Consider the following 6,671-nt stretch of genomic DNA (forward strand, 5'->3'; position numbering starts at 1 on the left):
CCACCAATGCAAATCCCGTACTGCTGAACAGTACCAGAAATGCCATCAGGGCGGTGATCGATCGGTGCAATTTGTTTTTCATTGTATGCCAAATATATTAATTATCAGGCTATTTCTTCGGCTACATAGCCTGCATTCCTGATCAGTTCTTCAATTTCCTCCGCAGAATGAGAAGTTTCCACTTTCAGTATTCTTTGCGGATCTTCCAGGTCTACGGCCCAGTGAGCTACCTCTTTATCTGCATTCAAAAAAGGCGTAACGGTAGCCACACAGCCGCCGCATTTGATATTGGTTTTAAATTTGATTGTTTCCATTCTGTTATTCGAAATCAGGGTATTTAATCGATGTTACAAATATCGGTACTCCATGCAAGCCATGCATTACACAATTACCGCGGGTTGTTGCAAAGTTTTGGGAAAGCCAGCCTACAACCGCGCCGCCCGCAACCGCAGACTGTTCATTACTACCGACACCGAGCTCAGCGCCATTGCGCCGCCTGCGATCATCGGGTCAAGCAGGAATCCGTTGACTGGATACAAAATTCCTGCCGCAATGGGGATACCGATCAGGTTGTAAATAAAAGCCCAGAATAAATTCTGCCGGATCGTTGCGACTGTCTTGCGCGACAGTTTCAATGCTTTCGGCAAAACGAGCAGATCGGAAGTGATCAGCGTCATTTTGGCCACATCCATCGCGATATCAGATCCTTTTCCCATTGCAATGCTCACATCGGCCTGCGCCAGTGCCTGCGAATCATTAATTCCGTCGCCGACCATGGCCACAATCTTCTGGTCCGTTTGCAGCTGCCGGATCACCTGCATTTTATCGTCGGGTTTCATTTCTGCGCGGTACGAGACAATGCCGGTTTCGTGGGCTATTGCCGCGGCGGCCTGCTGGTTGTCGCCGGTGAGCATGATCACTTCTATCCCTTGTTTTTGCAATTCGGCCACTGCTTGGCGTGAAGTCGGTTTCAGGGTATCCGCAATAGCCACTACTGCTACAAGCTCTTTGTCTGCCGCTATTCCGATTACAGTTTTGGCCTGTTCGGCAATTTGTCTTACCTCGCTGACTACTTCGGTGTCAACTATAATCTCTTCACTTTTCAGAAAGTTGAGGGTACCGATTGTGTAACGGATATTGCCTACTTTCCCGCGTACGCCGCTTCCTGTCACGGATTCAAACTGGCGTACATTCAACTGTGCAGGCGCTTCAATATGCTGCACTATCGCGCTGGCCAGCGGATGCTCGGACCGTGATTCAATGGACTTGATAGCAGTCAGGTGCTTTTCCCGGTCACCTTCGGTAATTTTCCAGATCCAATCGGTAACGACCGGGCGGCCCATGGTGAGCGTGCCGGTTTTGTCCAATACGACCACATTCACGCGGTACGCTTTTTCAAGACTTTCTGCATCACGGATCAGGATATGGTTTTCAGCTCCTTTTCCTACACCTACCATCATCGCAGTAGGCGTAGCGAGGCCGAGCGCACAGGGGCAAGCGATCACCAAAACAGATACTGCGGCCATTAAACCGTGGGTTAATGCATTGTCGCCACCGGCAAAAATCCACACCACCAGCGTCAGCACTGCGATCGCAATGACGGCGGGGACAAACACACCTGCTACTTTATCAACCAATTTTTGCACAGGCGCTTTGCTTCCCTGCGCTTCCTGTACAGTCTTGATAATTTGTGCCAAAACGGTCTGCTTGCCTACTTTTTCGGCCACGAATGTAAAGCTGCCGGTCTGGTTGATTGTTCCGGCAAAAACAGGGTCGCCTGCGTTTTTGAGGGCAGGGACCGGTTCTCCTGTCATCAGGCTTTCATCTACAAATGAGCTTCCCGAGATCAGCTTTCCGTCAACTGGTATCTTTTCTCCCGCGCGGATCAGGATTTCATCAAAGGCGACAACTTCCTTTACATTCACTTCCATTTCCACTCCCTCCCGGATTACCTGCACTATTTTGGGTTGCAAGCCGATCAGCTTTTTTAATGCATCGGAGGTCTTCGTTTTGGCGCGTTCTTCCAGCATTTTACCCAAAAGAATAAAGAAAATGATCACGGAAGCGGCCTCGAAATATACGTGCGGATGCAGCCCGCGGGCATGCCAGAAATGCGGGAAGAAGGTATTGAATGTACTGAAAAGGAATGCGACCCCGGTACTTAATGCGACCAGCGTGTCCATATTTGCTTTACCGTGACTGGCCTGTTTCCATGCATTAACAAAAAAGTCTTTTCCAAAAATGAATAGCACCGGAACCGTCAATGCCAGCATGACGTAATTTGAAAATGGCAGGTCCATGAAGAACATGCCCAGTATCACCACCGGCACAGTAAGTACACCCGACCAGATTGTACTCGTTTTCAGGTGTTCATAATGCGCCAGGCGGGCTTTCTCCTGTTCGGCAAGCGCATCCTCTTCTTCGTCTTCGATGATAAGTCCGTACCCGATCCCATTCAGCACATTGTTTAGCTGCTGTAAGGTCACAGTTTCAGGATCATATCCCACCGACACAGACTGACTCGCGTAATTGACCCCGGCATTTTCAACTCCCGGCGTACTTTTAAGCATACTCTCAACGCTCACTGCGCAAGCCGCGCAAGACATTCCGGTTACCGGAAGCGTTACTTTATGAATTTCTGATGTTGTATCCATAGCCTTGTAAATCTTGTCTGCAAAATTAACAGCTGCATTTGCGCGCAGCATTACACAATTCTGGCCGGGATTTACATGATTTCTCAGGCTAATCTCGTTCCGTTCGGAACCTCGAAATCCGGACTTGCCAGAATCACCTCTCCATCTGGTAATATGAAGCCCGTTGTCAGTACTTCGGATCTGAAATCGGCGATTTGCTTGGGAGGAAAGTTCACGACACAAAGTACCTGTTTGCCGAGGAGCTGTTCCTTGGTATAACGTTTGGTGATCTGCGCAGAGCTGGCTTTGATCCCGATTTCAGGGCCAAGGTCTATCCTGAGTTTGAAGGCTGGTTTACGCGCTTTTGGAAAGTCGGAGACTTCGATGATCGTGCCTGCTCTCAGGTCAACTTTCTCAAAGTCCTGCCAGGTAATCGTTTCCATTGGAATCCGGAATTGTGGTTTGTTTCAAATTGATTATCTATTTAAACAACATTAAAAACAGGTTTGGGTTCGCTTTTGAGTACGTTTGGTAAAATCCCATTCTAAACCACGATCATGAAAAACATTATCCTTTCCATATTGCTGCTTTCCGCTTCGCTGGCGCTGGTTTCATTTCAGGATAAAACCATTCCCTTTTACATCGGCACGCAGGACAAAGGCGCTAATTCGTCCATTTCGCTTTGCGAGCTTAATTTGTCAACAGGCAAGATCACGCTCATAGATACTTTTAACACTTCCGTCGGGCCTGGCTATGTTGCAGTTTCTCCTGACAAAAAAACGCTTTATGCAGCTGGCGGCAACAACAAGGTGGATGCATATTCCATTGGGAAGGATAAAAAGCTGACTTACCTCAACAGCCAGTCTTCTGAAGGCGCCAATCCCTGCCACGTGGGGGTACATCCATCCGGGAAGCTCGTTTTTGCGGCTAATTACACAGGCGGCAGCTTCACTGCCTATCCGGTAGAGGCGGGCGGAAAGTTGGGTGCGCCGGTTTACAAAGAACAATACACTGGTACCGGGCCAAATGAGAAGCGGCAGGAAAAATCGCACGCGCACTTTGCGACAGCCAGCCCTGACGGTAAGTTCGTATACGTTACGGATCTGGGGAGTGATAAAGTCATGAATTACGCAGTAGATACCCGGAAAAATCAGCTGGTACCTAATCCGGCGCAACCATTTTTTACCGGAAAGCCCGGCGCAGGCCCCCGCCATTTGGTTATACATCCGTCAGGCAAGTCGTTGTTCCTGCTGAATGAACTGGATGCCACACTTACATCGTGTTCAGTTGATAAAAACGGCGCGATTACCGCCATTAAAACTTACCCGACACTTCCGGCGGATTTTGCCGGAACCAACACCAGCGCAGCTATTCATCTGCATCCGAACGGGAAGTTTGTTTACGTTTCCAACCGCGGGCATAACTCCATTACCGGATTTGCAATCAAGGCAAATGGGGAACTTGAAATGGTGGATCAGCAGACAAAGTCCATTGCCACTCCCCGCGACTTCAATATCGACCCGAGTGGAAAGCTGATGATCGTGGCCAATCAATTTACTGATAACCTGGTTGTATACGATGTGGATCCTGCAACCGGCAAGCTGACTTTCAAACAGGAGAGCATTTCTGTGAAGCTGCCCATTTGCATTGTATTTCCCTGAAAATGATCAGAGTTTTCGTGCCATTTTGTTTTGATAGTAATTCAAAAAGTCTTCCAGCTGCTCCACAGGCATTTTGCGGGCGATGATCTTTTTGTTTTTATCCAGAATATAAATGGTAGGCGTCGTGACCACGTCAAATTTGCGGTTGAAATCGATCTGTTGCAGCGCATCGAAACCGTTAATGATATCTTCTAAATGGTAGTTTTTGATAAATGACTTCCATTCTTCCATATTATGCTCCGTGGAAATCGCCATTACTTTAATGCCTTTGGCTTTGTTCTTGTCGTAAAACGCTTTCAATACCGGCGAAGCTTCCTTGCAGTGCCCGCAGGTAGGTGCGTAAAAAAATAGCACGGTATATTCTGCCGGAATGGTCTGCACACTTACCTTCTTTCCGTTTTGGTCCGTCAGGCTCAATGGAGGGAAGGTTTTGTTTACCAGCAGATACTTCAAAGTATTCACCTTTTCGGCTATACGTTTCTTGTTCTCAGCAGTAACATCCATATCGCCCGACAGATAGTACTTCTCGGCCATATGTACCCAAAGCGCCTCGGTACCTACGGTTTTCGGATTTTCATACTGATTTGCAATGTAAAAAACCACCCAGGACTTGATATCCTTATTAACAGAAACCTTCTTCACAATTGCATCCGCATCCTTGATCAGCGAGTCGGGAACCTGTACGACCAGGTTTTTGAAGTAGCGGTCGAGTTTTGGTTCAAGAAACGGCGTATTGACGATTCTTGCATCTGAAAAATCAAATGCATCCCAGTAATGTGATTTGTAATAATTGAAAACCCAGATGGAATCGGTTTTGCCGTTTGCCAGCTTGGGAGCGGCAGGTATCTCGGGATCCGCCGACATTTTCAGCAGCTGTGCCGTAAAGCTTTGCGGGTTTTCGCTCAGCATTTTCTGGCGGTAAGTGGCGAAGCTTTGCTGGATATCTTTGATCTTGTTGCGGGAGTCGGCCCCGTTTTCCTTGTTAAACTGCTCAATCTGCTTCGAGCTGTTTTTCAGCTCCTGCTGATATTTATAAAATATTTCGTTCTCTTTCGAGCCGATCACTTTCATGCTGCCGATCAGATCAGTCGTGTCAGTTTCCAGTTTGATATTCGTTTCCTTGCCTGAATATACCAGTTCGATCAGCCGCTGATTACCCGGAAACAGGATGACGTATAAGCCGCCCGGCAGATTTGTCGTGCCTTCAAAAACGATTTTTCCGCTCGCGTCTGCTTTGGCGGTATCTTTTGGTACAAACTGGTTGGGTGTCCTGTTGTAATGTCCTATGATAAATGAAGAATCCCTGACCCCTTTGATATTGGCTTCAATGCGGTAACCCTGACCAAGTACATGGGCGGACATGGAAAAAGCGAATAGGAGTAACAAACAGGCATTTCGTATAAAAGCGCTCATCAGACAGGTGTTTGCTTATCAGTGTTTATTTTAATTATTTCAAATCTCGGGTCGGACAAAATTAGTTTCAAAACGATAACATCTATCAGGTTCTTATTCAAATGTTTTATTTTCTCTCCAAAGCCATAGACTTTCTGGTAATGCCGCTAAGCATTATAATCATGCTGATGATTTTGGCGCTTTTTACCAAAAACCATAAATGGCAGAAGCGGCTGATCGGCCTGGCGATCGTGCTGACTTATCTGGTTTCCAATACCTATTTCGTTACCAAAGCGCTCAACTGGTGGGAACCGCGGGTGGTGCAGCTTAAAAATGTAAAAGGTACTTACGATGTAGGTATCCTGCTTTCAGGCGGTCTGATTTATGGGGAAAAACCTTTTACAGACCTGATTTCAACGGGTGATAATGGCGATAGGATAGTGCAGGCTTTCCGGCTTTACAAAGCAGGCAAAATCAGAAAAATCCTGATCACAGGTGCTAGTAAGGATTATCAGATGGAGCAGCGGAAGGGAGAAACGCGGGTTGCTGCCGACCTGCTTGTGAAATGGGGAGTTGCCCCTGCTGACATTTTGTTCGAGGAAAGAGCGAGAAACACACGTGAAAACGCATTGTATTCTGCGCGTATCCTCAAACAAAAATTTCCGAACGGGAGATATATGCTTATAACCTCCGCTTTTCATATGCGCCGTTCACTCGGCTGTTTTCAGAAAGCCGGTGTCAAAACCGATTATTTCTGCGCCGCTTACCGTGGCGGGTACAACGGGATCACTTTTGATCGTCTGTTGGTTCCCGATGCCAACGCATTTGCTGATTTTAGTGTGTTGTGGCATGAACTGATCGGGTATGTTGTATATAAACTGACCGGCTACGCCTAATGTGAAAATCCGCGCTTTATACGCTGAGGATTTTCACCATTCTTAAAAGATCTTCATTGATTGGTTTTGGCAGCCTGATCGTATCTTCA

General features: G+C 47.2%; 6 protein-coding genes. 2 read left to right on the top strand and 4 right to left on the bottom strand.

Annotated features, from left to right (window positions below):
* Positions 1-104: 104 nt before the first annotated feature.
* The 3 genes from ACTIE6_RS12715 to ACTIE6_RS12725 form a co-directional block, all read right to left on the bottom strand.
* On the bottom strand, positions 105-314 hold the full coding sequence (locus ACTIE6_RS12715; protein ID WP_439556997.1) for a heavy-metal-associated domain-containing protein: 210 nt from the start codon (positions 312-314) through the stop codon (positions 105-107).
* 111 nt (positions 315-425) lie between these two features.
* Positions 426-2,654 (bottom strand): heavy metal translocating P-type ATPase, encoded by a 2,229-nt coding sequence (locus ACTIE6_RS12720; RefSeq protein WP_439556998.1) that lies wholly within the window; start codon positions 2,652-2,654, stop codon positions 426-428.
* An 83-nt stretch (positions 2,655-2,737) separates the two neighbouring features.
* On the bottom strand, positions 2,738-3,076 hold the full coding sequence (locus tag ACTIE6_RS12725) for a tRNA-binding protein (protein ID WP_439556999.1): 339 nt from the start codon (positions 3,074-3,076) through the stop codon (positions 2,738-2,740).
* 114 nt (positions 3,077-3,190) lie between these two features.
* Here ACTIE6_RS12725 and ACTIE6_RS12730 point away from each other — a divergent pair, with 114 nt between their 5' ends.
* Positions 3,191-4,294: a lactonase family protein gene (locus tag ACTIE6_RS12730; protein ID WP_439557000.1), complete on the top strand. Its 1,104-nt coding sequence runs from the start codon at positions 3,191-3,193 to the stop codon at positions 4,292-4,294.
* 6 nt (positions 4,295-4,300) lie between these two features.
* Here the strand turns inward: ACTIE6_RS12730 and ACTIE6_RS12735 are convergent, their stop codons facing one another.
* Positions 4,301-5,656 (bottom strand): thioredoxin-like domain-containing protein, encoded by a 1,356-nt coding sequence (locus ACTIE6_RS12735; protein WP_439557001.1) that lies wholly within the window; start codon positions 5,654-5,656, stop codon positions 4,301-4,303.
* A 152-nt stretch (positions 5,657-5,808) separates the two neighbouring features.
* Between ACTIE6_RS12735 and ACTIE6_RS12740 the strand changes: the two genes are divergently transcribed.
* Positions 5,809-6,582, top strand: a complete 774-nt coding sequence (locus tag ACTIE6_RS12740; RefSeq protein WP_439557002.1) for a YdcF family protein — start codon at positions 5,809-5,811, stop codon at positions 6,580-6,582.
* Positions 6,583-6,671: the final 89 nt, after the last annotated feature.

Origin of the sequence: Dyadobacter sp. (assembly GCF_051859145.1) — a bacterium.
Taxonomy (GTDB): domain Bacteria; phylum Bacteroidota; class Bacteroidia; order Cytophagales; family Spirosomataceae; genus Dyadobacter.

Bases quoted from the DNA above. Each gene is read 5' to 3' on its own strand.
- ACTIE6_RS12730 (WP_439557000.1), top strand. From the start codon at position 3,191: ATGAAAAACATTATCCTTTCCATATTGCTGCTTTCCGCTTCGCTGGCG.
- ACTIE6_RS12725 (WP_439556999.1), bottom strand. From the start codon at position 3,076: ATGGAAACGATTACCTGGCAGGACTTTGAGAAAGTTGACCTGAGAGCA.
- ACTIE6_RS12715 (WP_439556997.1), bottom strand. From the start codon at position 314: ATGGAAACAATCAAATTTAAAACCAATATCAAATGCGGCGGCTGTGTG.
- ACTIE6_RS12720 (WP_439556998.1), bottom strand. From the start codon at position 2,654: ATGGATACAACATCAGAAATTCATAAAGTAACGCTTCCGGTAACCGGA.
- ACTIE6_RS12735 (WP_439557001.1), bottom strand. From the start codon at position 5,656: ATGTCCGCCCATGTACTTGGTCAGGGTTACCGCATTGAAGCCAATATC.
- ACTIE6_RS12740 (WP_439557002.1), top strand. From the start codon at position 5,809: ATGTTTTATTTTCTCTCCAAAGCCATAGACTTTCTGGTAATGCCGCTA.